We start from the raw sequence: 23,842 nt of genomic DNA, 5'->3' as shown, positions 1-23,842 counted from the left end.
TGGATTGCCGGGTCAAGCCCGGCAATGACGCTGTAGTTAGGGCATTCGCTCAATATCGAGAAAGGTAAGAACATGGCAATCCGGGTTGCGATCAATGGCTTCGGCCGCATCGGCCGTCTCGTGCTCCGTGCGATGATGGAATCGGGCCGCAAGGACCTCGAGATCGTCGCGATCAACGATCTCGGCCCCGTCGAGACCAACGCACACCTCTTCCGCCGCGATTCCGTGCACGGCGCGTTTGCGGGCGAGGTGAAGACCAAGGCCGGCGCCATGGATGTGGGCCGCGGCTGGATCACAGTGACGGCCGAGCGCGATCCGGCCAAGCTGCCGTGGAAGGACCTCAAGATCGACGTCGTTGCCGAATGCACCGGCCTGTTCACCGACCGTGAAAAGGCGATGCAGCACATTGCGGCGGGCGCCAAGCGCGTCGTTATTTCGGCCCCGGGCACCAATTCGGACCTTACCGTCGTCTATGGCGTCAACGACAAGAAGCTCAAAAAAGCGCACAAGATCATCTCGAACGCCTCCTGCACCACGAACTGCCTGGTGCCGGTCGTTGCCGTCCTCAACAAGGCGATCGGCATCGAGCATGGCTACATGACGACGATCCATTCCTATACCGGCGACCAGCCGACGCTCGATACCATGCACAAGGACCTCTACCGCGCGCGCGCCGCGGCCCTCAGCATGATCCCGACCACGACCGGTGCCGCCAAGGCCGTCGGCCTGGTGCTGCCGGAAATGGCCGGCAAGCTCGACGGGTCGTCGATCCGCGTGCCGACGCCCAATGTCTCGGTCGTCGACTTCAAGTTCGTGGCGTCGAAACCCACGACCAAGGAAAAAGTCAACGCCGCGATCATCAAGGCTGCCGCCAGCGGTCCGCTGAAGGGCATTCTTGGCACCAACGACCAGCCGCTGGTGTCGATCGACTTCAATCACAACCAGAACAGCTCGACCTTTGATCTGTCGCAGACCCAGGTCATCGAAGGCACCTTGGTGCGCGTGCTGAGCTGGTACGACAATGAATGGGGTTTCTCCAACCGGATGTGCGATACGCTCGTTGCGGTCGGTAAGCTCGGTTAAGAGCGCCGGCACGGTCCTCCAAGAGCCCTCGCGTCCCTGACGCGGGGGCTTTTCTTTTACCACCCCTATCGAATGGCGCGGCCCCACGCTATCATTGCCGCTTCGTCATAAGGGGGAGGTTGTCATGCCGATGGAACTGCCGACGGAACTTTCACTCCTGGTCTGGAGCGTCATCCTCTGCCTGGTGCAAATGGTCGTTTCCGCAGTCACGCTGCAAACCCAGGTCGGTCTGCCGACACTGGCCGGTAACCGTGAGGGCATGCCGACGGCCTTGGGCCTCGCCGGTCGAGCCCAGCGGGCGCATCGCAACATGCTGGAAAACCTGCCGCTTTTCGCCGCATTGGTCCTGATCGTTCAGGTAACGGGTCACAGCGCGCCGATGACTGTTCTCGGCGCGCAACTCTTCTTCTGGGCGCGGCTGGCCTATGCCGTCATTTACCTCGTCGGTATTCCATGGCTGCGGACGGCCAGCTGGGCCGTATCGATGGTTGGCATCGTATTGCTGATTGTCGAGCTGATCTGACTTTTCCGCCGGCGCGGCCTTGGCCGTGGCCAAGTCATTGCGGCCCCGATCGCGATCCGGCCACACTCTACAGTTCGCCCGCGGCCACAGCTTCGCCGCCGTCTATCCTTGCATGCCGTAAACGACGGTCTCCGGGCCTTGGCAGCACCCAGCGCGCAGCGCTAGATTGCGGCACTGTTAAACGACCGAATGACTGGATGGATAGCGCGATGGATGGAATGCCGTTTCAGGCCGGGTTGATGCAAGCCTCGCCGGCCGATGCCGCCGACCAGGTGACCCTGGCCAATTGGCGCAATGCCCCATTCAACCGCTGGTCCTTCTCGCATGTGTCCGAGATCGTCCCCAGCGCCATCATCGCCCATGATCCTGCAAGCATGGTTCCGCTGATTGCGGCGCCGACCGATCTCAGCGCCGTGGGCTATCGCACCAGCGACGGCCAGAACGGGATCGTTGCGGGCATGCTGGCCGACACCTTCACCGATGGTTTCCTGGTGCTGCGCCAGGGCCGTATCCTGACCGAGCATTACGCGGCAGCGCTCGCCGCCAACCGGCCACATATCGTCTTTTCGGTCAGCAAATCGATCACGGGTGCGCTTGCCGGCCTGCTGGTGGAGAGCGGCCAGCTCGATCCGGACGCCCCCGTCACGCAGTACCTGCCTGAGGCGAAGAACTCGGCCTATGGCGATGCAACCGTGCGCCATGTGCTCGACATGACCGTGGCGATCGACTTCACCGAGAATTACCTCGACCCCGAAGGCGACTTCATGCGCTATCGCAAGGCGAGTGGCTGGAACCCGGTCGACAATCCGGAAACAGCCGGCGATCTGCGCAGCTTTCTTGCCAGCATCCGCCGGGCGACAGGTGATCACGGCCACGCCTTTCACTATGTGTCGCCCAATTCGGACTTCTTGGGTTGGCTGCTGGAACGCGCCTCGGGCCGCAAGCTCGCCGATATCCTCAGCGAGGGTATCTGGCAGCATATCGGTGCCGAAATGCCGGCCTATGTGACCGTCGATCGCTTAGGCGCCGCGCGCACGGCCGGTGGCATGAGTGCAACCCTGCGCGACCTCGCCCGCTTTGGCGAGATGATGCGCAATCACGGCACCGCTGGCGGCAAGACCGTCGTCCCCCGTGCATGGGTCGACGATATCGTGAAGAATGGCGATGCGGGCGCCTGGGCACGCGGCGACATGGCCAATTTCATTCCCGGCGGCAAGTATCGCAGCAAATGGTATGTCGTCGATGACGCGCGCGAGGCATTCTGTGCCGTCGGCATTCATGGCCAGTGGATCTATATCGACCGCAAGGCCGAGATGGTGGCTGTAAAAGTCTCCTCGCAGCCCCTGCCGGTCGATGAAGCAATGGACCGACACATCCTTGCCGCCTTGCGCGCCATCGCGGCCCAGATCGGCTAGTCGGTCAGCAGCACGCCGGCATGCTGCGGCCAGGTCAACCAGACTGGACGACCGACCGTCTCCTGGTCATCCAGCCGGCGATCGGCCTTCTGGTGGGCGACGGCGACCGGCGCCGACAGGCCCTCGATCGTGACATGGTAATGGCTGCGGTCGCCGAAATAGGCCTCCGCCGCGACTTTCCCGGACACGGCATTTCCGCCAACGGCCGGTGCCGCCCAGTTGAGCCGCATCTTTTCCGGCCGCACTGCCACAGTCACTTGCGACCCGATCGCCGGCACTTGGCCGCTCACGGCAACCGAAAGCGCCCCGGCGGCGCCGGCATCAACATCGACATTGCCATTGGCCACTGCCTTCACCTTGCCGGTAAAGAAATTCATCGAGCCGATGAAGGCCGCGACCTCACGGCAATTCGGTGCTTCATAGAGCCGGTTGGCGGTATCGATCTGTAACGCCCTGCCGCCCGACATCACCGCAATGCGGTCTGACAGGGCCAGCGCCTCCTCCTGGTCGTGAGTCACGAAGACGAAGGTAACGCCGACGCTGCGCTGGATCTGGCGCAATTCGATCTGCATCTCTTCCCGCAGCTTCTTATCAAGAGCCCCCAGCGGTTCATCGAGCAGCAGCACCTTGGGCTTGCACACCAGCGCACGGGCAAGCGCCACGCGCTGGCGCTGGCCACCGGACAGTTGGTGGCTGGCACGGCTGCCATAGCCCGGCATCTTGATGAGTTCCAGCGCCTCTTCGACGATGCGCGCCAGGTCCGGCTTCGTGAGGCCCTTCTTGCGCAGCCCATAGGCGATGTTCTGGCCGACATTGAGATGCGGGAAGATGGCGTAGTTCTGGAACACCATGTTGGTCGGCCGCGCATAAGGCGGTACCGCCGAAACATCCTGGCCGTCGATGACGATGGCGCCTGCCGTCGGCACCTCGAAGCCTGCCAGCATCCGCAACAGCGTGGTCTTGCCGCAACCCGACGGTCCCAGCAGCGAGAAGAACTCGCCACGCTTTATCTCGAAGCTCACGTCGTCGACGGCGCGAACCGGCCCAAAATGCCGCGAGACATTGTTAAGCGAGATAATGGTGTCGGCACCGGTCATGATCTCATAATCCACTTGGCTTGGCCGTAGGAACGCCGCGACGGCGCACGACTTCAGAAACGATGACGATAATGGTCGAGACGAACAGGATGGTGCTGCCCAAGGCCAGCGTCATCGGCAGCCGCTGCGGGAAACGCAGCTGGCTGTAGAGGAAGATAGGCAGCGTTTGATCGAGGCCCGACAGGAAGAAGGCGATCACATACTCGTCGAGCGAAATGGTGAAGGACATGAGCAGGCTGGAAACGACGCCCGGCAGCGCCAGCGGGAATGTCACCCGCCAGAAGGTCATCCAGCTGCTTTCGCCAAGATCGGCCGAGGCCTCCTCGAGGCTCTTATCAAAGCCTTCCAGACGCGCCATCAGCACCATCATCGAAAACGGTACGCAGATCAGGACATGCCCCGCCCCCACCGTCCACAGGGTGAGCGGAATATCGAAGACCTGACGCAAGATCACGAGCAGCGCCACCGCCAGGATGATGCTGGGTACCACCATCGGCAACATGATGCCGCTCATGATCGGGCCACGGCCTGGCAGCTTGTAATGAGTGACACCCATCGCCGCCAGCAGGCCGAAGGCGGTGCTGACGATCGACACACCGACCGCAACGCCCAGGCTGTTCTTCAACGCCTTGATCAGCGATGGGTCATGCGCCATCTGCTGATAGGCCTTCAGCGTGAAGCCCTTCAACGGGAAGATCGCGTAGAGCCCGTCATTGAACGAAAACAGCGGCAGCAGCAGCACGGGCCCGTAAAGGAAGACGAGGAACGCCAGCGCATAGAGCAAGAGCAGATTGGTCTTCTTGCGCATGGCTCAGATCGCCTCGCGTGCGCGAATCTTGCGGTAGCCGACCGCCCACAGGAACAGGCAGACGACGGCGCTGACCATGGCCATCATCACGATCGACACGGCCGAACCCAGCGGCGCATCGTTCTGGCGGCCAAAGAGAATTTGAATGCTGTTGCCGATCATGCTGCCGCCAGACCCGCCGACCAGCGCCGGCGTCACGTAATCGCCCACAGTCGGGATGAACACCATCAGCGCCGTGGCGATCGTGCCCGGCGCCGACAGCGGCAAGGTGATGTGCCAGAAGCGCTCCCAGGGCCTGTCGCCAAGATCGGTCGCTGCTTCCAGCAACGACCGATCGATCTTCTCCAGGCTCACATAAATCGGCAGAATGGCAAAGGCGACCCAGGCATGGGCCAGGGTGAGCATCACCGCAGTCGGGCTGTAGAGCAGGAATTCCAGCGGCTTGTCGATGAGCCCCAGCTTGATGAGGCCGGAATTGATGATGCCGTTGAAACCCAGCATGATCTTCCAGGCAAAGACCCGCAGCAGATAGCTGGTCCAGATTGGCACGGTGATGAGGATCAGCCACAAGACCTTATGTCGCTTCACACGGAAAGCCATGAAATAGGCCATCGGGTAGGCCAGCAGCAGGACGAAGGCCGTGACGCAGAGCGACATCAAAATCGATTTGACCAACAGGATAAGATAGACCGGATTGGCGAGCGGAAACGGGATCCCCATCCAATAGGTCGTCTTCTCGCCCGGCCCGAAAATCTGCAGGTAGTTGCGCAAGGTGAAGGTCGTATCGATCTCGAACACATTCTGTGTCCAGAAACTCCTTACGACCATTGCGACAAGGGGCGTCACCAGCATCGCCAGCATGACGACCAAGGTCGGCATCATCAGCGCATAGCCGCTCAGCCACGGATAACGCTGCAGAATCGTGCCTTTACGGCGCGTCGTGCCAGCCGTGATGCTGCTTCCGACAGCATCACTCATTTCGTGTAAATCCCGATCACGCCACCATCCCTGTGACACAGTCATTAGACGCCATGTCTTGAGGCCAAGTTTCAAATGCCGATGACCGCACTGTCAAGCGGATGGCAATTCATGCATGCGCGAACTCTCCTCATGCATCGCAGCATCAGCACGTTGTGAGCGCAGGCACGCCGCAAACGGCGTTGACAGCCGTATACAGCCAGTCGTCAAATTCGCCCCGTACCATTCAACAGGGACCATCCGGCAATCTCATAACAAACAATATCGATAGGGGGCTTTCAGGAATGAACCGCGTGAAATTCATCGATCGCATGTCGCAGGGCCGCGTCTCCCGCCGCGACGTGATGCGTTCCGCCGCAGCCTTTGGCATCGGCATGATGCTGATGCCGAACCGCGCCCGCGCTGCCGATCCGCTCGTCGTCATGGAATGGAGCGGCTACGACATACCGGAACTGTTCGGCTCCTATGTCACGAAGTACGGCGCCCCGCCAGCCTTCTCGATCTTCGCCAATGAGGATGAAGCGCTGCAAAAAGTGCGCGGCGGCTTCAACGCCGATGCCGTGCATCCCTGCACCTATTCGCTGCTGCCCTTCGTCGAAGCCAAGATCGCCAAGCCGATCGACACGGCACGCCTTAGCAACTGGAACGATATCTTCGATCCTTTGAAGACCGGCGGCGTCATGGTCAATGGCGAAGTCTATATGGCCCCCGCCGATTGGGGCATTTCCAGCATCGCTTATCGCACTGATCTCGTGGAACCGGATTTCGCCCAGAATGAGTCCTGGTCCATCTTCACCGACGAACGCTATGAAGGAAAGGTGTCGATGTCCGACACTGAAGGGGCCCTCGAGATTGCCGGCCTGCTCCTTGGCTATTCGCGCAAGAAGATCTTCGAAATGACCGACGAGGAATTGGCGGCGACAAGGCCGCTGGCTGAGAAGATGGTCAAGAACAGTCGCTTCCTGTGGACCGACCAGACAGAAATCAACCAGGCGCTGGCATCGGGTGAGATCGTCGCCGCTTATGCCTGGAACGAAGCGGTGAAAAGCCTGAGCGAGCAGGGCATCCCGATGGCCTTCGCCAAGCCGAAGGAAGGCCGCTTTACCTGGCTCTGCGGCCTCACCTTGCTCAACACCGGCAAGGCGGATGAAGCCGCAGCATATGACTTCCTCGACGCCTGGCTGTCGCCCGAGACGGGCAAATACCTCATCAACGAATATGGCTACGGCCATGCCAACCGGAAGGCGTTCGAGATTGCCGACCCGGCCAAAGTGGCGGCCCTCGGCATCACCGATCCGGTCGCCTATCTCGCCGATGGCATCCTATTCGAGCCAGTCGAGACGGTGCGAAACCAGAAATACATCAAGTTGTGGGAAGAGATTAAGGCGCTGAAGCAGTAAGCGCTCACTCGACCGTCTTGAAGATCGCCCGGAACTGCGGATCGAAGGTCCGGGCGATCGGTTCCATGGCAGCGCCCTCGGCAACGGCCCACAGGTCTGCCGTGCCGAGGGCGAGCCTTGGGCGCTTGCGCAGCGGCCGCGCCGAGACCGAGGGCAGCAGCGGCTCGATATGCCGCGCGATTTCCGCCAGCAGCTTTTTTGGCACCTGCCCGCCCAGAACAACCGTCTGCGGATCAAAGAGGGCTTCGACGATCTGCACGGCTTGGCGCAAATGCCGCCCGGCCTGCTCCGCCCAGGCCCAAAGCCGCTTATCGCCCTTTTCCGTCAGCGCATGCATTTCGTCAAAGAGATCGGGGCTTGCCGGATCCAGTCCGGCCGCCCGGCACAGCGACAGGATCGATACGAACTCTTCCAGCGATCGCTGCGGTCCGTGCGGCCCGAGAGGCATGGCCGGCAGCTGGCCGATTTCACCCGCATTGCCACCCATGCCGGCATAAATCTCGCCTTGGATGACGATGCCGGCGCCCAGACCGTAGCCTAGGAAAAGATAGACGAAATTGTCGAGGCTGCGGGCAACGCCATACATCTTCTCGGCAATCGCCGCAGCGCTGGCATCGTTCTGCAGGCGCGCCTCCAACCCGGTGGCGTCGGTGAGGCAATCCATCAAGGGAAAACTGTGCCATTCCCGCATGACCCAGGGGTCGAGCAGCGGATCATCGGGCGCCACGTCGTCATTGAGCCCGAACGGCCCCGGCATCGCGATGCCAAGGCCCAGCAATGGCGCCCCTTTTGCGCGTCCCACCGTTTCTTTTAGGTCCCGGCGAATGTCGGCAATTACCTGCAGCACGATATCCAATCCCCGTTTCGGCCCACCAGCCGGCAGGCGGCAATGGCGGCGGCTCAGCGTCGTGCCGGCAAGGTCGACACCCACACCCAGCACCCGATGCCGGTCGATCTCGATGCCGATCGACCAGGCACCGCCGGGTTCGATGCGATAGGGTGTTGCCGGCTGGCCGCGGGCGCCGCGCAAGGGCTCGTCAGCCGCTACCAGCCCGTCATGGACGAACTGGTCGATGATGTTGCTGACCGTCTGCGGCGTCAGCTGCGTGGCGCGCGCGATTTCGGCCCGCGACAGGGCGCCATTGAGCCGCAACGCGTCGAACACGACCCGTCGGTTATGGGCACTGGCACCCCCCAGATTGGTGCCCGCCGTGGCGAGGATGGCGCGCTTCATTTGCACCGCCGGGAACTCCATTGACAGGGTCGAAATTTTGCTCGAAACTTATTAAGTCAACTAAATTGATTTATTATCACCAGTGACGGTCCGGCGTGCAAGTGAACAAACAGCACGGTGCGTTGGATGGCGGAAGGTCAGCTTCGGCTTTCGGCACGTCACCCTCGGGAGCGTGGAACGTTGCTGCCATCAGGGCAGGTATCTTAGGGAGGTTTTGATGTTCACCACTTATCGCTCACGCCTCATGCAGGCGATCGTCGGCGGCGCCATTCTCGCCGGCGCGCAATCCTTGAGCTTCGGCGCCCTCGCCGACACCACCTTGAACGCCCTCTTCATGGCGCAGGCCGCTTATAGCGAGGACAACGTCCGCGCCATGACGGCCGATTTTGAAGCCGCCAATCCGGGCGTCAAAATCAATCTCGAATTCGTCCCCTATGAGGGCCTGCACGATAAGACGACGTTGGCCCAGGGTGCCGGCGGCGGCTACGACGTCGTGCTCTTCGACGTGATCTGGCCGGCGGAATTCGCCGAGAACAAAGTCCTGCTCGACGTCACCGACAAGGTGACGCAGGAGATGAAGGACGGCGTGCTGCCGGGTGCCTGGACCACCGTCGAATACCAGAACAAGCGCTATGGCCTGCCTTGGATTCTCGACACCAAGTACCTCTTCTATAACACGGAGATTCTTGAGAAGGCCGGCATCAAGACGCCGCCCAAGACCTGGGCCGAATTGCTCGATCAGGCCAAGATCATCAAGGAAAAGAAGCTCGCTGAGTTCCCCATCGTCTGGAGCTGGGCCCAGGCCGAAGCCGCCATCTGCGATTACACCACGCTGGTCTCGGCCTTCGGCGGCTCGTTCCTCGATGCCGACGGCAAGCCGGCCTTCCAGACCGGCGGCGGTGTCGATGCGCTGAAATACATGGCGGATTCGCTCGACGCCGGCCTCAGCAACCCGAACTCGAAGGAATATCTCGAGGAAGACGTGCGCCGCGTCTTCTCCAGCGGCGAGGCAGCCTTCGCCCTCAACTGGACCTACATGTACAACATGGCCAATGGCGACCCGAAGGAATCGAAGATCGTGGGCAAGGTCGGCGTCGTGCCGGCGCCGGGCGTCGAAGGCAAGAGCGAAGCCTCGGCCGTCAATGGTTCGATGGGCCTCGGCATCACCTCGACCAGCAAGCATCCGGATGAAGCCTGGAACTACATCGCCTTCATGACCTCGAAGGCGGAACAGGAAAAGTTCGCCAAGCTCAGCCTGCCGATCTGGGCCGATTCCTACAGCTCACCGGCCGTCACCACCGGCCAGGAAGCCCTGGTTGCCGCCGCCAAGACCTCGCTCGGGCTCATGTTCCCGCGTCCGACAACGCCGACCTACCAGCAGATGTCGACCCAGCTGCAGCAGGCGATCCATGCCGCCCTGCTGAAGCAGGCGACGCCGGAAGAGGCGCTGAAGACCGCGGCCGAAAGTGCCGGCGGCGGCCTCTAAGCCCCAGCCGTCTCTGATATATTGGGCGGCCGGACCCGACATCCGGCCGCCCTTTTCTTAACTTTTTCTCAGGAACGAAGATCCCGATGATGAGCGGACGATGGATGATGCTGCGGAGTTGGCTGCTGCTGGCGCCCCTCCTCGCCGTCATGACATTCATCATCGGCTGGCCGCTCGCCAAGACCGTGGGCGTCAGCTTCACCGACGCCAAGCTGATCGGCGGCGACGTCAACTGGGTCGGCACCGACAATTTCGCCCGCGTTCTGTCCAGCGGCATGTTCTGGAACGTCGTGTGGACCACGGTCCGCTTCGTTCTCATCTCCGTCACTGCCGAATTCGCCATCGGCCTTGGTGCCGCCCTGTTGCTCGATCAGAAATTCATCGGCCGCAATCTGCTGCGAGCACTGCTGATCCTGCCCTGGGCGCTGCCCACCGTCGTCAACGCCACCATGTGGCGTCTCATCTACAATCCCGATTTCGGCGCCTTCAATGCGCTCCTGACGCAAACCGGCCTCATCGATTCCTATCGCTCCTGGCTCGGTGAACCTGGCTCCGCCTTGCTGGCCGTGTGCCTTGCCGATGTCTGGAAGAACTTCCCCCTGGTGACCTTGATTGCACTCGCTGCCCTCCAATCCGTGCCGCGCGAATTGCACGCCGCGGCAGTGATCGATGGCGCCGGTCCCTGGTCGCGCTTCCGCGCCGTGGTGTTGCCTTATCTCATCGGCCCGCTCACCGTCGCCATCGTGTTGCGCACCATCGAGGCCTTCAAGGTCTTCGACATCATCTGGGTGATGACCCGTGGCGGTCCCGCCAACAGCACCAAGACCGTCAGCATGCTGGTCTATGAACAGGCCTTCTCGTTCCAGAAGGCCGGTATCGGCGCCTCGGTAGCGCTCGTCATGGTGCTGGTCAGTTCCTTGCTCATTGCGGGCTATGTAGGCCTGTTGCGCCGCCAAGGGGAGTTTCGCTAAGCCCATGGAACGCCGCAGCCTCCCCTTCAGCATCTTCATCTACGCGAGTGCATTGATCCTCGGCATCTTCGTGCTGGCGCCATTGGTCTGGCTGCTCATCATGAGCATCTCTGATACCAATGACCTCACCACCCTGCCCTTGCGCTGGCTGCCGCAGAAGCTCGATCTTCACCGTTACGGCGAAATCGTCTCGCTGGCGGAAAACAGCGTCGGCATCGCCTTCCTCTCGGCCTTGAAGAACAGCCTTGCCGTGGCCCTGATCGCCTCGCTCGGCGCACTCGCTGTCGCCATCCCTGCGGCCTGGTCGGTCTCACGCGCCCATGGGCGCCTCAATTTCTCGCTCTATGTCGTGGTCGCTACCTATATGCTGCCACCAGTGGCGCTGGTGGTGCCGATGTATTTTGCCTTGAGTGCCATGGGTGCGCTCAATTCGGTCTTCAGCCTCGCCATCGTCTATCTCAGCATCCTGGCGCCGTTCACCACTTGGCTGCTCAAAAGTAACTTCGACCATGTGCCGGCCGAGATCGAACAGGCCGCCATGATCGACGGCGCGCGGCTCGACCAGATCCTGCGGCGCATCACCTTGCCGCTGGCGCGGCCGGCCCTCACCACTGCTGGCCTCTTCGCTTTTCTCCTCGCCTGGGATGAATTCTTCTATGCGCTGCTATTCACAGCGAAGGATTCGAAGACCCTGCCTGTCTTCATTGCCGACCTTGCCGGCGGCCGTGTCGCCGATTACGGCCTCATCGCCACGGCGGGTGTCATGGCGTCGCTGCCGCCGGTACTGATCGGCTTCTTCCTGCAAAAATCGCTCGTCTCCGGCCTGACCGCCGGCGGCGTGAAAGGATAATGATGACAACCCGCCCCACCAATCCCAATCCGGGTCCGGGCCTCCTCGCGCTCCACGCCGAAATGGCCCGGCAGCACGCCGATGCGCGCCAATCCTATGACGGCAATGGCGCGGTGGCGGTCAAGGTCGCCGGGGCGCTGCGCAGCAACACGTCGCTGGTCCTGCTCGGCATGGGTGCCTCGCATGCCGTCAATCGCATGGTCGAGCCGGCTTATCGGGCACTTGGCATCCAGGCCATTTCTCTACCGCTGTCCGAACAGCTCTATGCACCGCTTGAGCTCAGCCGTAGCGTCGTCATTGTCACGTCGCAATCGGGTGAATCCGTCGAAGTCGTCCGCCTGTTCGAGGCGCTGGGGAAGCACGACAATGTATTCGGGCTGACCCTCGAAGGCGGCTCGTCGCTGGCACGGAGCTGTCCGTCGCTGGTCGGCACAGGTGGTACCGAGCGTGCCTTTGCCGCCACGCGCAGCCTCCTCATCAGCCTGGCCTTGCATCAGCGCGTCCTTGCCGAACTCGGCGACGATCCGGCAGCGGCTCTCAACGCTTTGGATCGGCCCGAGATGCCAGACCTCGCGCCGGCGTTGGCCGCCCTCAAGGGCGTCAACGCCCTGGTCTTCTCCGGCCGCGAGATGCGCGGCCTTGCCGAAGCGGCGGCACTTGGCGCCATGGAACTTGGCCGGCTGCCGGCACAGGCGTTGGAGGGCGGCCAGTTCCGCCACGGGCCGCTGGAAATCCTCGGCGCGTCGGTCGGTGTCGTCCTGGCGAAGGCTGCTGAGGCGACCGGCGATCTGGTCGACGGCCTTGCCAAGCTGTGTGTCGCCGCCGGCTCCCCGACCGTGGTCCTGGATGCCAGCGGCGGCCAGCCTGTCCGCGGCAGCATCCATCTGCCTGTCGCCAAGGCCGCCGGCGTTGCCGCAGCCCTTGCCCTGCTGCCGCCCGCGCAGAAACTGGTGATCGACCTGGCCGATGCGCGGGTGCCAAATGTCGGCACGCCGGTTCGCAGCGGCAAGATCACGCGCGAGGAGTAGTCCGTGCGCCGTCCCCTCATCGTCATCGGCAACGTCAATGTCGACATCATTGTCGGCCCGTGCCAACCGTGGCCGCAGCCGGGCACCGAGGCCCTGGTCGACCATGGCGAAGTGCGCGTCGGCGGTGCTGCCGGCAATGTCGCCCTCGCCTGGGATGCGCTGAGTGTCCCCTATCAGATCGCCGCCAATACGGGCGAGGATCATTTCGGCCATTGGCTGCGTGCGACCTTCCATGCCCATGCCGGCCGCTGGCCTGTCGCCAAGACGCCGACGACATTTTCAGTGGGCGTGACGCATCCGGATGGCGAGCGCACCTTCTTCACCATTCCCGGCCACATGCCGGTACTCACCACCGATCAGGTGATGGGCATGATCGACATCGCCTTGGCCAAGGGCGGCATCGCCCTCCTGGTCGGCTCATATCTCACCGATGCGCTGACGGCGGATTATCGCACGCTCATTTCTTGGCTGCATTCGCATGACATCGCTGTGGCGCTGGATACCGGCTGGCCCATCGCAGGCTGGACGCCGCAGATCGTCGACACAACGCGTGGCTGGCTCAATGGCTGCGACCACCTGCTCCTCAATGAGGTCGAGGCGACCGCCTTGACCCACACATCCTCCGTCGCCGCAGCCATCGACGCGCTGGCGGCGCTGATGCCGGCCGAGGCACATATCGTGGTCAAATGCGGTCCGGCCGGTGCCGTTGGGCTACATCGCGGAGAGCGCGTCACCCTGCCCGCGCCCAAGGTCATTCCGGTCGACACCATCGGCGCTGGCGATGTGTTCGACGCCGCGTATCTCGCCGAGATCGCAGTCGGCAGCGCCTTCAGTGACGCGATCGCCGCCGGGATCCGCACGGCATCGCGCGCCGTCGCCACCCTGCCACGACAATACCTCTAGCTTACATCTTCCAGCGCAGAGCCGCCGTGTGGACCGGCGAATCCCACAGTGCCAAGTCGCCGTCCTCGACCAGCGCCAGGGTGAGCGAGCAGCCGGCCATTTCGAGCGACGTCACATAGGAACCAACCAGGCAGCGCGCCACCAGCACCTTCTGCCCAGCAAGAATCTTTCGGGCCGCGTTGCACATGATGTAAAGCTCCATCGACGGCGTGCCGCCGAAACCGTTGACCAGCAGCACCGCCTGCTGACCGGGCTTTGGCGCCAGATCGCCCGTGATGGCCCCCATCATTTCAGCGGCGATGTCGTCGGCCGAGGCCAGTTTGACCCGGCGGCGTCCCGGCTCGCCATGGATGCCGACGCCCATTTCCATCTCATTGTCGGCAAGGGTGAAGGTTGGCTTGCCCGCCGCCGGCACGGTGCAGCTGGTGAGTGCCACGCCCATCGAGCGCGTGCGCGCGTTGACCGCCTTGCCATAGGCCTGCAGCGCGTTGATATCCTGCCCCTGCTCCGCCGCGGCACCCACAAGGCGCTCGACGATCATCGTCCCGGCGACCCCACGACGCCCGGTTGAATAGGTCGATGTTTCAACCGCCACGTCATCATCGGTGATGATGGTGGCAATCGGGCTGCCGATCATGTCGCCCGCCATTTCCGCCGCCATGGCGAAATTCATGACGTCGCCCTCATAGTTCTTGACGATGAAGAGGACGCCGCCCCCGGTATCGACCGCTTGTGCCGCCGCCAGCATCTGGTCCGGCGTCGGCGAGGTAAAGACCTGTCCGGGGCAAGCAGCATCCAGCATGCCATGACCGACAAACCCGCCATGCAACGGCTCGTGTCCCGAGCCACCGCCGGAAATGAGCGCCACCTTGCCCTTCTTCAAGGCCTTGCGGCGGAGGAACTTACGCTCCTCGCCCAATTCTACGATATCGGCATGGGCGGCAGCAAAGCCGTCGAGCGTTTCCGACAGGACGGTATCGACGGCATTGATCAGCTTCTTCATCTCGAGTTCTCCCAGACTGACTATTATTGGCCGTCTTCGACGATCTTGGCGACCTGGACGGCGAGTTCACTCAACATATGATCTAATCGGCGATTGCGTTCCTCGTCGCCAAGATCGGGCACGTGCAAGGTCGCCGTCCGGATGCGTCGGCTCGATTGCGCGCGCTGTAGCCGACCCGGATGCGCCCGCCCATAGGCGTCAAGAAAGGCCTGCCGTTCATGGGTCGGGAAATGCACGATCTCGAAGATCGTCTCGAGATGCGGCGCCGGAATCGGTACGGCATAGCTGGCATTGGTGATCTGCGTGATAAAGCTGCGGTTTTTGCCCAGGGCATGTGCCAGTCGCTGCCGCGTACCGGACGGCCGGTTATCGAGCAGACGTTGCAGAATGCCCTTGTATTCGGCCATCGCCGTGGCTTCAACGCTCACATTGTCAGTATCGGCACTCAAGATGGGCGCCAGTTGGCGATGACGGATTTCGCTCGCGCCAGCATCTTGGGCGCCATCGACACATTACGGACGCCGGCGTTCAAGAGCAGCGGCAAAAGGCGCGCATCGCCGCCGGCATCGCCGCACAGGCTGACATCGATGCCGGCCCTCCGGCCGTAACCGGCCACTTCGCCGATGAGGCGCAGAACCGCTGGGTTGGCGGTGTCATTGAGGCCAGCCACGGAGGCGATGTCGCGCGCCGAGGCGGTCACATATTGCGTGAGATCGTTGGAGCCGATCGAGAAGAACGCCGCCGGATAGCGCTCGATCGCCAGCGCCGTCGCCGGCACCTCGACCATGATGCCAAGGTCCGGCCGGCGGCAGGGAATGCCCGCCGCCTGCAGCTTTACCACCTCGTCATCGAGCAGGGCCGCGGTTGCCGTGATCTCGTCCGGCACCGTCACCATCGGCAGCATGACCTTGAGCGGTCCCGCAACTGCGGCGCGCGCCAGGGCCCGCAACTGCACACGGAAGATATCCGGATAGGCAAGCGACAGGCGGATGCCGCGCAACCCCAGGAACGGGTTGGATTCGGCTTCCATCGACAGGCCAGCAATCGGCTTGTCGCCACCGGCATCGAGCGTGCGGATGGTCACCGGCCGGCCGGCCGCCCACCTGACGATGCGCTGATAGACGGCAAATTGGCTGGCTTCGTCCGGCAGGCTCGGCTGGTCGTGGAACAGAAATTCCGTGCGGACCAGGCCGATGCCATCGCAGATCGCGGGATCGAGGTGGTCGAGCTCTGCCGGCGCTGCGACGTTGATCTGCGTCAGCACCCGCTCGCCGTCGGCGGTCTTGGCCGCCTGGCGCAGGTACTGCTCCCAGCGTGCCGCCTCGGTGCTGGCCTTGGCGACATCGCCCTGGAAGGCCAGGGTCGCCTCGGCGCTGGGTGCCAGGTTGATCCGGCCGCCCTCGCCATCAAGCAAAGCTGCAGACGCATTGTTCTGCGCGCCAAGATCCAGCTTCAGCCCCACCACCATCGGCACGCCACGCGCCCGCGCCAGCATGGCGACATGGCTGCTGGGGCTGCCGCCTGTGAGCGCAATGCCACCACCCGCCGACCAATCGCAGCTGAGGAATCGCGATGGTAACATATCTTCGCCGAGATAGATGGCGCCAGCCGGCGGTAAATCGCTGCCACCGCCCAGCAGATGTTCCAGGACGCTGTCGCGGATATCGCTGAGATCGCTGGCGCGGGCACGGAAGTATTCGTCGGCGGCCTCGGCATATTCGGCGATCTGCACATCAAGGGCCGCCGTCCAGGCAGCATCGGCCGCCGTCCCCTCGGCGATGGCGGCAAAGGCGCCTTCGGCCAGGGCCTCGTCACCCAGCATCGCGACCTGGAACTCCAGAATCTCGGCGGCATCGTCGCTGGCTGTCGCCTGCAATTTCTCGATTGCCGCCATCGCATGCGCGATGGCGCCACGGAGCTTCGCCGCTTCATCCGCCGGGCTGCCCGCAACACCCACCCCCCGGCGCATCGGTCGCGCGACGAAGAGCGGGCCGGCGACGAGGCCGGGCGAGGCCGGCCGGCCCTTATGCCAGGCTTCAGCCGCCATGCCCCTGGCCGCCATGCACTTGGCCTGCTGCGGGATCCGCCGCTCCGTCCTCATGGTTCTCATCGAAATCGCGCTTCACCAGATCGACCAGGGCCGCGACCGCTCCAGCCGCATCGGCACCATCGGCGACAAAATGCAGGACCGCCCCCTTGGGCGCCTTCAGCGCCATTACCTTCACCACGCTCTTGGCATCGATCCAGGGGCCGGCGGCATCGAAAGCCAGTTGGACTTTGGCGGCAAACGATTTGGCGAGCTTGGTCATCTTCACCGCCGGCCGGGCATGCAGCCCCGTCGGGTTGGTGATCTCGATGGCCGCCGTGATCGCTGTTTCGCTCATGCTCACCTGACTTAGAATTTCGGTACGACTCGTTGCCGCTACTGCGGCGACAGTTCTTCGGCTGTTCGCTGCACGATGTCCAGCGCCGACCCGCCCGACGCCTCGGTCGCGGCGATCACGGCGCCCTCGACGATCGGCGCGTTGCAGACCACGACCCGGCCCTGGCGTTCCTCCGGCAGCATCTCGACGGCCATTTCCGAATTGGTCTCCGCCCCACCGAGGTCGACCAGAATGGCGACACCGGCCTCCGACCAGGCCTTGTCGATCGCCTCCAATATGCGTTCGACCGAGGTGCCGAGGTTGCCGGCTGGGTCACCGCCGCACCAGGCGAGCGGCACTTCGGGACCGACCATCTGGCGCACCATGTCGGCGGCCCCTTCGGCCACCTTGGGCGAATGAGAGACGATGACAATGCCGACGCAGCTCATGCCACTTCCTTCAAAACGCCGGCCACCGCCTCGATCAACAGGGCCGATGACCTGGCACCTGGATCCATATGCCCGATCGACCTGTCGCCAAGGAACGACGCCCTGCCGCGAATGGCCTTGATAGGCTTCGTCGCCTCGGCGGCGGCATGTCCCTTGGCCGCCAACGCATCGAGGTCTCGATTGCCGCCTTCCAGTTGCTCAGCCACCGGGATGAGCACGTCCAGCATGGTCTTCTGCCCAGGCTCCGCCTTGCCGCGGCCTTGCACCGCCACGATGGCGGCCCGGAAGGCCTTCACCAGATCGTCCTGGCTGGGTTCCAAGGGCAATTCCTTGCCCAGGGTCATGAACAGTGTGCCGAAGAGCGGTCCTGAGGCGCCACCCACCTTCATCACCAGCGTCATGCCGACGGCCTTGAGGAATTCCGGCCAGGGCTTGGCCGTGAGGCTCGCAGCATCCGCCGCCACCGCCTCGAAACCGCGTTTCATGTTGATGCCGTGATCGCCATCACCGATCGCCTGGTCGAGCGAGGTCAATTCCTCGGCATGGCTCTCGACAACCTGCAGCACGGCAGCGACCAGTTTCTGGCGAAGTTCCACGCTATTCGTCATGCCAATCATTCCATTTCCCGACGCTCACGCCGCAATCCGTTCGCCATCGGCGCCGAAATAGAGCGCGCCTTTAAGGCTGAGATCGACGGCATCGCCGACTGAGAGAGCCATGTCCGGATCGACCAATGTCACCAGCTTGTGCTCACCCAGGCTCAAATGCAGATGGTTCTGGTCGCCGAGATGCTCGATCCAGTCAACCTTGGCAGCAGCACTGCGACCTTGTGTCGTACGCCCCACCACCACGTGCTCCGTGCGGGCGCCGATGGTGGCAGCACCCGGTGGCATCGGCTGGCCGGCAAAGGCCGCCGCCGGCAACAGGTTGATCGATGGCATGCCGAGCCGCGTCGCCACATAGACATTGCGTGGCGCCTCATAGATCTCACGCGGCGTGCCCACCTGCACCAGGCGCCCGTGATCCAGCACGCCGATCCGTGTCGCCATGGTCATGGCCTCGATCTGGTCGTGGGTCACGTAAAGCATGGTGGCGCCGAGATCGCGCTGGATGTGCTGCAATTCCAACCGCATGTCGGAGCGCAATTTGGCGTCCAGCGAGGAGAGCGGCTCGTCCATCAGATAGATCGAGGGTGAGCGCACCAGGGCGCGGCCGATGGCGACACGCTGCATCTCACCGCCTGACAGGCGCGTGGCGCGGTTCTGCAGCTTCTTCTCGATGCGCAGCATACTTGCGACTCGCTCGACGGTCTTGCGGATCGTCGCCTCGTCACGCCGACGCACCGGCGAACGCAGCGGAAAGGCGAGGTTCTCGTAGACGCTGAGATGCGGATAGAGCGAGTACTGCTGAAAGACGAAGGCAACATCGCGCTCGGCCGGCGACAGGGGGGCTGCATCGCGCCCGCCGATATAGAGGCGCCCTTCGTCCGGCTTCTCAAGGCCTGCGATCAGGCGCAGGGTCGTGGTCTTGCCGGCCCCCGTCGGGCCGAGGAGAACGACAAACTCGCCGTCTTGGACGGTCAAATCCACATTCGCCACGGCGGTTGTGTCGCCGAACCTTTTTGTCACGGCCTCCAGGCGGATTTCAGCCATGGAAACCTCCTTCGAACAAAGCGGTGTTGACGGCTCGACCGCCGTCGCCATGGAACAGCGACAAACGATCGGGATTGAGGCGCAATCCGACATGGGCGCCCGGCGCCACCTGGATATGCGAATTGGTGCGCGCCTTAACCTGGCCGAACTCGGTATCGATGGTGACAACCTGCGTCGTCCCCAGATACTCCGCGCCATAGACGGCGCCGCGCAACGGCGAGGCGTCGTCAAATCGGATATGTTCGGGGCGCACCCCCAGCACCAGTTTGGACGGCGCCACATCCTCATGCACCGCCGGCATCTGGATGACGGCATCGCCGAGGCGCGCCTCGGCCGAGCCGCGGGCGAGGCCACTCTCGAAGCGCAGGAAATTCATCGGCGGCGAACCGATGAAATCGGCCACGAACATGCTGACCGGCCGCTGATAGATTTCCTGCGGCGTGCCGAACTGTTCAACCAGGCCGGCATTCATGACGGCAATCTTGTCGGCCATCGACATGGCCTCCAATTGGTCATGGGTGACATAGACCGTGGTCGCCTTCAGACGGTTGTGCAGCCCGCGCAACTCGCCGCACATCAAATGCCGGAACTCGGAATCGAGCGCCCCCAGGGGCTCATCCATCAGGAAGCACATCGGCTCGCGCACGATGGCGCGCCCCAGGGCGACGCGCTGCCGGTCGCCGCTGGAAAGGCCGGACACTGATTTCTCGAGGATATGCTCGATGCGCAGGATGCGCCCCGCCTCGTCGACGCGGCGGCGAATCTCGGCCTTCTTGAAGCCCTGGCATTTCAGCGAGAAGCCGATGTTGTCCCGCACATTCATGTGCGGATAAAGCGCAAACAACTGGAAGACGAAGGCGATGTCGCGTTCGGCCGCCCGCTTGAATGTGACGTCGTCGCCGCCCAGCAGGATTCGCCCCGATGTCGGCAATTCCAGCCCGGCGATCATGCGCAAGGTCGTGGTCTTGCCGCAACCGGACGGCCCGAGGAGGACGAAGAACTCGCCATCCGCCACGGTAAAGTTGGAATTCTTCACGGCAGCGAATTCGCCGAATGACTTGTGCAGATTTTCGACCCGGATCTCAGCCATGACCTACTCCGGGAACTTGCTGACGATGGTGAACATCACCACGCCGGTCAGCACGGTGATGAATGACCAGCCGTAAAGCGTGATCGAAAAAGGCTGCACCAGCATGACCACCCCGATGAGGATGAGCGCGATGGCGACATTCTCCATGAGGCCGCGGCGGGCCCAACGCGGCCAGCGCCTTTGCTGGATCTTGGTCATGGGTTCCGGACTCATTTGCGCACCGCGCCGAAGGTGATGCCGCGCAGCAAGTGCTTCCGCAGCAACACGGTGAAGACGACGATCGGTATAAGGAACAGCGTGGTACCGGCACCGACCGCGGGCCAATCCATGCCACCCTCGCCGATGATGGTGGGGATGAAGGGCGGTGCCGTCTGCGCCTCGCCCGAGGTCAGCAGAACGGCGAAGGCATATTCGTTCCACGCAAAGATCATGCAGAAGATCGCGGTAGCGGCAATCCCGGTCGCGGCTTGCGGCAGGACCACCTTGAAGAAGGCCTGGAGGCGTGTGTAGCCGTCGATCATGGCCGCCTCTTCGTATTCGCGCGGGATCTCGTCAATGAACCCTTTGAGCAGCCAGACCGCCAGCGACACATTCACCGCGGTATAGAGCAGGATCATACCAAGGGCCGAATCAGATAGGCCCAGGGCCCGGTACATCAGGTAGATGGGGATGGCGACCGCGATGGGCGGCATCATGCGCGTCGACAAGATGAAGAACAGCAGGTCGTCGGCCAGCGGGATCTTGAAGCGCGAGAACGCATAGGCCGAGAAGACCCCCAGCGAAACCGCGAGGAAAGTCGAGCCGAAAGCGATGATGAGCGAGTTGGCAAAGCGCGGCAGGTAGTTCGAGGCGCCGGCGATCACCATCTCGCGCCGCCTTGTCACCTCATCGCATTGTCCGGTGGGCGGGCCGAGTGCGGCAATATATTCGTTGGTCTGCCGCGTGCGCGTGGTGAAGAGATTGCAATACCCTTCCAGCGACGGATTGAAGACGACCTTGGGCGGATAGGAAATGGAATCGGGCGGCGTCTTCCAGCCGGTGGCAAAAATCCAGGCCAGCGGCACCATCGAGACGATGGCATAGAGGATGACGAAGAACCCGGCCAGCCGCTTCGAATTGGCCGATGGCTCGACGACGGAATGGGCAGTGGTCGAGGCGCCGCTCATCTCTGCTTCACCTTGTTGAGGGCCTTCACATAGACATTGGCGAGGCCGAAGACGACGACGAACAGAATGATGGCAAAGGCCGAGGAGTATCCCGTGCGATAGGCCTCAAATGCCTGCCGTTTCAAGGCGATCGAGGCGAGCTCGGTGGTCGATCCCGGCCCGCCGCCGGTCAGCAGCATGACCATGTCGAACATCTTGAAGTTCTCGATGCCGCGGAACAGCACCGCCAGCATGATGAAGGGCAGCGCCATCGGCAGCGTGATGGACCAGAATTGCTGCCAGCGCGAGGCGCGATCCACTTCGGCCGCTTCAAGGATGTAATCCGGAATGGAGCGCAAGCCAGCAAGACAGATCAGCATGACATAGGGCGTCCACATCCAGGTATCGACGATGACGATCGCCCAGGGTGCCAGCGTCACTGAACCCAGCATTTCGAAGGAAGATGGTGGGATGCCGGTAAAGAACGAGACGACGTAATTGAAGAGGCCGATCTGCGGCTGATAGAGAAACTTCCAGAAATTGCCGACCACAGCCGGCGACAGCATCATCGGAATGAGGATGATGGTCGTCCAGAAGGCATGGCCGCGGAATTTCCGATCGATAAGATAGGCGAGACTGAAACCGATCAAGGTCTGGAACAGGATCGTCCAGAACACGAAATGCGCCGTCGCCTGCATCGCCGCCCAGACCTCGGGCGAACTCAGGATATCCTGGTACCATTTGAGGCCGACATTCACCACCGGGCGGTTTGGCCGGTTCGAGGCGTAGTTGGTGAAGGACAGATAGACGGTCCAGATCAGCGGAAAGATGTTGATCGCCAGCAGCAGTACCATCGTTGGCGCCACGAACAGCCAGGCGATGGACCGGTCCGAAAGGCCGCGCACCACCTTGGCAACACCCTGCGGCGTCGCAGAAGCTGCGCGATCTGCAATTGCTTCGATATCAGGCATGAGTCTCTCTGGAAGAAGCGGCGTCTCCGGCGGGAATGTCGGAGACGCCGTTACGAAGTTAGCAGGTCGTTACAGCTTGCCTTCTTCCTTGAAGATGGCGGTCCAGTCCTGGATCAAACCGTCCAGCGCTTCCTTGGCCGTGCCTTGATCGGCCACCACATAGTCGTGCAGTCGCTTCTGCATGGCCTGCAGCAACTGCGCATAGGAAGGCTCCTGCCAGAAATCCTGCACGCCGCCCATTGCTTCCAGGAACTGCGCCGCGAAGGGCTGCGAGTCCTTGAAGCCCGGGTCGTTCAGCACGGCGTTATGGCAGGCATAGCCACCCAGCGACCACCACTTCTTCTGCACCTCTGGCTGGGCGAACCATTTGATGTAGGCGAGAGCGCCATCCATGTTGTCGGTATTGGCGACAACCGAGATGCCCTGCCCGCCCAGCGTCGAGGCCGCAACCTTAGCGCTGGGGTTCACGAAGAAGCCGGTCTTCGAACCGACATTCTCGTCCTTGGCCATACCGGGCATGAAGGCGAACCAGTTCATCATCATGGCCACCTGGCCGGATTTGAACGCGTCGAGGCCTTCACCCATATAGCTGTCGGTATAGCCCGGAGGGGTGCAGCACTTGTAGATCGCCTTGTACATTTCGAGGCCGGCAACCGCATCGGCGGAATTGACGGCGCCTTCCATGTCATACTTGCCCGGCGTGTTCTCGTATTTGAAGCCGTATGGATAGAGCGCCGAGGTGGCACCCATGGTGATGCCTTCCGAGGCACGCTCGGTGAAGATCGCCGCACCATAGACTTTCTTGCCGTCGATCTCGCGGCCCTGGAAGAACTCCGCCGTTTCCTTCAACTCGTCCCAGGTCTTGGGCGGCGCGAGGTCGCGATTGTACTTGGCCTTGTATTCTTTTTGCAGGTCCGGGTTCGCAAACCAGTCCTTGCGGTAGAACCAGCCATTGGCGTCGCCCATCGCCGGCAGCGCCCAATAGTTCGGCGTGCCCTTGGGCCAGGTCGAATAGGCATAGACGGTTGCCGGCGCGAAGTCCGACATCTTGATTCCTTCCTTGTCGAAGAAATCATTGAGCTTCACGTAATAGCCGTTTTCCGCCGAGCCGCCGATCCATTGTGAATCGCCGATCAGGAGATCGCACAGCTTGCCACCCGAATTGAGCTCGTTGAGCATGCGGTCGGCAAAGTTCGGCCATGGCACGAATTCGAACTTCATCTCCGTGCCGGTCTGCGCGGTGAAGTCTTTCGACAATTCGACAAGTGCGTTTGCTGGATCCCAGGCCGCCCAGCACAGCGTGAGATCGGCGGCCTTCGCGTTCGAAACGGGCGCGAGGGCCATAAGGGCCGCCAACGCGCCAGTGCAGGCAAGGAGCTTTTTCATTCCGGTT

At 62.6% G+C, this 23,842-nt stretch carries 25 protein-coding genes; 9 read left to right on the top strand and 16 right to left on the bottom strand.

Annotated features, from left to right (window positions below; all coding sequences use genetic code 11):
* Positions 1-72: 72 nt before the first annotated feature.
* From gap to SMD31_RS15000, 3 genes are all read left to right on the top strand, one after another.
* Complete coding sequence (gene gap, locus SMD31_RS15010) at positions 73-1,083, top strand: type I glyceraldehyde-3-phosphate dehydrogenase (protein WP_320501712.1); 1,011 nt, start codon at positions 73-75, stop codon at positions 1,081-1,083.
* 124 nt (positions 1,084-1,207) lie between these two features.
* Positions 1,208-1,606: an MAPEG family protein gene (locus tag SMD31_RS15005; RefSeq protein WP_320501711.1), complete on the top strand. Its 399-nt coding sequence runs from the start codon at positions 1,208-1,210 to the stop codon at positions 1,604-1,606.
* 209 nt (positions 1,607-1,815) lie between these two features.
* Entirely contained in the window at positions 1,816-3,021 is a 1,206-nt protein-coding gene (locus SMD31_RS15000; protein WP_320501710.1) for a serine hydrolase domain-containing protein, read from the top strand.
* Here SMD31_RS15000 and SMD31_RS14995 read toward each other — a convergent pair.
* The 3 genes from SMD31_RS14995 to SMD31_RS14985 are packed head-to-tail and all read right to left on the bottom strand — an operon-like array spanning position 3,018 to position 5,904.
* Positions 3,018-4,118, bottom strand: a complete 1,101-nt coding sequence (locus SMD31_RS14995) for an ABC transporter ATP-binding protein (RefSeq protein WP_320501709.1) — start codon at positions 4,116-4,118, stop codon at positions 3,018-3,020. The two genes, SMD31_RS15000 and SMD31_RS14995, sit on opposite strands and share 4 nt — an antisense overlap.
* A gap of 4 nt (positions 4,119-4,122) precedes the next feature.
* On the bottom strand, positions 4,123-4,926 hold the full coding sequence (locus SMD31_RS14990; protein WP_320501708.1) for an ABC transporter permease: 804 nt from the start codon (positions 4,924-4,926) through the stop codon (positions 4,123-4,125).
* A 3-nt stretch (positions 4,927-4,929) separates the two neighbouring features.
* A complete protein-coding gene (locus tag SMD31_RS14985; protein ID WP_320501707.1) occupies positions 4,930-5,904 on the bottom strand; it encodes an ABC transporter permease in 975 nt (324 codons plus the stop codon).
* A gap of 284 nt (positions 5,905-6,188) precedes the next feature.
* On the opposite strand from SMD31_RS14985, the gene SMD31_RS14980 reads away from it, so the two are divergent.
* Entirely contained in the window at positions 6,189-7,304 is a 1,116-nt protein-coding gene (locus SMD31_RS14980) for an ABC transporter substrate-binding protein (RefSeq protein WP_320501706.1), read from the top strand.
* Between the two features lie 4 nt (positions 7,305-7,308).
* Here SMD31_RS14980 and SMD31_RS14975 read toward each other — a convergent pair whose 3' ends face one another.
* Positions 7,309-8,538, bottom strand: coding sequence for an ROK family transcriptional regulator (locus tag SMD31_RS14975; protein ID WP_320501705.1), 1,230 nt, complete (start codon positions 8,536-8,538; stop codon positions 7,309-7,311).
* Between the two features lie 217 nt (positions 8,539-8,755).
* Here SMD31_RS14975 and SMD31_RS14970 point away from each other — a divergent pair, with 217 nt between their 5' ends.
* The 5 genes from SMD31_RS14970 (at position 8,756) to SMD31_RS14950 (ending at position 13,776) form a co-directional block, all read left to right on the top strand.
* Positions 8,756-10,024, top strand: coding sequence for an extracellular solute-binding protein (locus tag SMD31_RS14970; protein ID WP_320501704.1), 1,269 nt, complete (start codon positions 8,756-8,758; stop codon positions 10,022-10,024).
* 86 nt (positions 10,025-10,110) lie between these two features.
* A complete protein-coding gene (locus SMD31_RS14965) occupies positions 10,111-10,995 on the top strand; it encodes a carbohydrate ABC transporter permease (protein WP_320501703.1) in 885 nt (294 codons plus the stop codon).
* Between the two features lie 4 nt (positions 10,996-10,999).
* A complete protein-coding gene (locus tag SMD31_RS14960; protein ID WP_320501702.1) occupies positions 11,000-11,845 on the top strand; it encodes a carbohydrate ABC transporter permease in 846 nt (281 codons plus the stop codon).
* Complete coding sequence (locus SMD31_RS14955; RefSeq protein ID WP_320501701.1) at positions 11,845-12,873, top strand: SIS domain-containing protein; 1,029 nt, start codon at positions 11,845-11,847, stop codon at positions 12,871-12,873. The genes SMD31_RS14960 and SMD31_RS14955 overlap by 1 nt, the downstream gene beginning before the upstream one ends.
* 3 nt (positions 12,874-12,876) lie before the next feature.
* The gene (locus tag SMD31_RS14950; RefSeq protein ID WP_320501700.1) at positions 12,877-13,776 is read left to right on the top strand and encodes a carbohydrate kinase family protein; all 900 of its coding nucleotides are present in this window, start codon (positions 12,877-12,879) and stop codon (positions 13,774-13,776) included.
* A gap of 1 nt (position 13,777) precedes the next feature.
* Here SMD31_RS14950 and dhaK read toward each other — a convergent pair whose 3' ends face one another.
* The 12 genes from dhaK to SMD31_RS14890 form a co-directional block, all read right to left on the bottom strand.
* Entirely contained in the window at positions 13,778-14,779 is a 1,002-nt protein-coding gene (gene dhaK, locus SMD31_RS14945; RefSeq protein WP_320501699.1) for a dihydroxyacetone kinase subunit DhaK, read from the bottom strand.
* Between the two features lie 23 nt (positions 14,780-14,802).
* A complete protein-coding gene (locus SMD31_RS14940) occupies positions 14,803-15,228 on the bottom strand; it encodes a hypothetical protein (RefSeq protein WP_320501698.1) in 426 nt (141 codons plus the stop codon).
* A complete protein-coding gene (gene ptsP, locus SMD31_RS14935) occupies positions 15,225-16,826 on the bottom strand; it encodes a phosphoenolpyruvate--protein phosphotransferase (RefSeq protein ID WP_320501697.1) in 1,602 nt (533 codons plus the stop codon). The genes SMD31_RS14940 and ptsP overlap by 4 nt, the downstream gene beginning before the upstream one ends.
* The gene (locus tag SMD31_RS14930; protein WP_320501696.1) at positions 16,816-17,163 is read right to left on the bottom strand and encodes an HPr family phosphocarrier protein; all 348 of its coding nucleotides are present in this window, start codon (positions 17,161-17,163) and stop codon (positions 16,816-16,818) included. Before SMD31_RS14930 ends, ptsP begins: the two co-directional genes overlap by 11 nt.
* 38 nt (positions 17,164-17,201) lie before the next feature.
* A complete protein-coding gene (gene dhaM, locus SMD31_RS14925; protein ID WP_320501695.1) occupies positions 17,202-17,591 on the bottom strand; it encodes a dihydroxyacetone kinase phosphoryl donor subunit DhaM in 390 nt (129 codons plus the stop codon).
* The gene (gene dhaL, locus SMD31_RS14920; protein WP_320501694.1) at positions 17,588-18,199 is read right to left on the bottom strand and encodes a dihydroxyacetone kinase subunit DhaL; all 612 of its coding nucleotides are present in this window, start codon (positions 18,197-18,199) and stop codon (positions 17,588-17,590) included. The genes dhaM and dhaL overlap by 4 nt, the downstream gene beginning before the upstream one ends.
* Before the next feature lie 24 nt (positions 18,200-18,223).
* Positions 18,224-19,243, bottom strand: coding sequence for an ABC transporter ATP-binding protein (locus SMD31_RS14915; protein ID WP_320501693.1), 1,020 nt, complete (start codon positions 19,241-19,243; stop codon positions 18,224-18,226).
* A complete protein-coding gene (locus SMD31_RS14910; protein ID WP_320501692.1) occupies positions 19,236-20,333 on the bottom strand; it encodes an ABC transporter ATP-binding protein in 1,098 nt (365 codons plus the stop codon). Before SMD31_RS14910 ends, SMD31_RS14915 begins: the two co-directional genes overlap by 8 nt.
* Positions 20,334-20,336: 3 nt before the next feature.
* Positions 20,337-20,531, bottom strand: coding sequence for a hypothetical protein (locus SMD31_RS14905; protein WP_320501691.1), 195 nt, complete (start codon positions 20,529-20,531; stop codon positions 20,337-20,339).
* 11 nt (positions 20,532-20,542) lie between these two features.
* Positions 20,543-21,499: a carbohydrate ABC transporter permease gene (locus SMD31_RS14900; protein WP_320501690.1), complete on the bottom strand. Its 957-nt coding sequence runs from the start codon at positions 21,497-21,499 to the stop codon at positions 20,543-20,545.
* Positions 21,496-22,449: a carbohydrate ABC transporter permease gene (locus SMD31_RS14895; protein WP_320501689.1), complete on the bottom strand. Its 954-nt coding sequence runs from the start codon at positions 22,447-22,449 to the stop codon at positions 21,496-21,498. The genes SMD31_RS14900 and SMD31_RS14895 overlap by 4 nt, the downstream gene beginning before the upstream one ends.
* A gap of 69 nt (positions 22,450-22,518) precedes the next feature.
* Complete coding sequence (locus SMD31_RS14890; RefSeq protein WP_320501688.1) at positions 22,519-23,835, bottom strand: ABC transporter substrate-binding protein; 1,317 nt, start codon at positions 23,833-23,835, stop codon at positions 22,519-22,521.
* Positions 23,836-23,842 lie beyond the last annotated feature (7 nt).

Source organism: Dongia rigui (genome assembly GCF_034044635.1).
Taxonomy (GTDB): domain Bacteria; phylum Pseudomonadota; class Alphaproteobacteria; order Dongiales; family Dongiaceae; genus Dongia; species Dongia rigui.
The sequence above is the reverse complement of the archived record's forward strand: the minus strand, read 5'-3'. Positions and strand labels throughout refer to the sequence as shown.